General features: G+C 62.4%; 3 protein-coding genes. All 3 read right to left on the bottom strand.

What is annotated here, in order from left to right:
- Positions 1-261: ABC transporter permease (locus ACXJ7R_RS32600; protein WP_457155389.1), on the bottom strand; the 261-nt coding region annotated here is incomplete at its 3' end.
- Positions 254-1,141: an ABC transporter permease gene (locus ACXJ7R_RS32605; protein ID WP_457155390.1), complete on the bottom strand. Its 888-nt coding sequence runs from the start codon at positions 1,139-1,141 to the stop codon at positions 254-256. The genes ACXJ7R_RS32605 and ACXJ7R_RS32600, both read right to left, overlap by 8 nt.
- A partial coding sequence (locus tag ACXJ7R_RS32610) for a TOBE domain-containing protein (protein WP_457155391.1) occupies positions 1,138-1,431 on the bottom strand: 294 nt, incomplete at its 5' end. The genes ACXJ7R_RS32610 and ACXJ7R_RS32605, both read right to left, overlap by 4 nt.

Below are 1,431 nucleotides of genomic sequence, written 5' to 3' on the forward strand. Positions count from 1 at the left end.
CCCCAGGGGCACTGCGATCATCGCCGTCAATGTGCCGAGGATCAGGCTCGTCCTGAGTGCGGCCATCCATGGCGCCGAACCGAAGAAATTCTCGTACCAGCGCAACGAGTATGCGCGCGGTGGGAACTCCAGAAGATTGGACGCCGAAAAGGAAAGCGGAACGACGACCAGCGTCGGCAGCATCAGGAACGCCATTACGAGCGCGCAAAAGCTCCACAGGAGGATGCGGGCCAGCCTGTTGTCCGGATAGGCTTCARGCATGGGCTGTGCCCACTCTGCGTCCGGCAATCAGCCGCCGCGCAGCCAGGAACATCACCCCCACCAACGCCATAAGAACGAGGAGCAGAATGCCCAGGACGCTCGCCGAGCCCCAATCCTGGAAGGTCGACAGCGTGCGCTCGATCCGGGTGGAAAGAGGATTTACCTTGCCGCCGCCAAGCACAGCCGGCGTGATGAAAAACCCTATGGTGTAAATGAAGACGATGATCGAACCCGAGAAGATGCCGCCGGCCGAAAGCGGCAGAATGACGGTGCGGATCGTTTGCCCGAGCGTGGCGCCCATGCTCGCCGATGCGCGGACAAGGTTTGCGTCGATATCGCGCATCGCGGCATAGACGGGCAGCAGGAAGAGCGGCAGCATGTAGTGAACCATGCCGATGAGCGTTCCCGTGAAGTTGTAGACCAGCGGCAATGGCTCGGCTGTCAGGCCTGAGCTGGTCAAAGCCGCGTTGATCAGGCCATCGCGCCGCAAGAGCACGAGCCAGCCATAGGTGCGCACCAGAATGGAGGTCCACAACGGCAGCATGACGAAGGCCATCAGCAAATTGGCCACCCTCGGTCTGGCGCTGGCCAGGGCGAGCCCCAGGGGGGTGCCGAGAAGAATGCAGATCGCCAGCGTGCCGAGGGACAGGTCAAGGGTCGTGACGAGCGCCGACCATGTCAGTCCGCTCGACAGCACCTTCTCGTAATTGCCGACGGTGTATTCACCTCCTGTGGTCAGGAAGGATTGCCGGATGATCCAAACGATGGGCAGTATCGCCGCCAGTCCGACGATGAAAAGCGCAGGCAGTGACAGCGAGAGGAAGAACCGCCGCTCGCGTCGAGCGTCTGCCGCGAGTACAGGATCGGCAAGGACGGTCACGCTGCCGCTCCCGGTATCGCGTGAACTTTCGCTGCTGGTGCATAGGCGGTCACCCGCTGACCGGTGGCAAGTTCGGCGCAGCCACTGGCCAGCGCCGCCGGAATGCAGACAAGGATCTCCTGCCCGCCGTCAAGCGCCAGCGTCAAAAGCCAGTTCTCGCCGCGAAACGCCTTGGCGCGCAGCGTTCCCTCAAGCGCCACCCCGTCTTGCCCGACGAGCTTCGCATCAAGATGGAAGCTTTCCGCGCGGATCATCAGAGCTTCGCGTGATGAATCGGCGCCGTCTATTCT

It is taken from the genome of Mesorhizobium sp. P5_C1 (assembly GCF_054049815.1).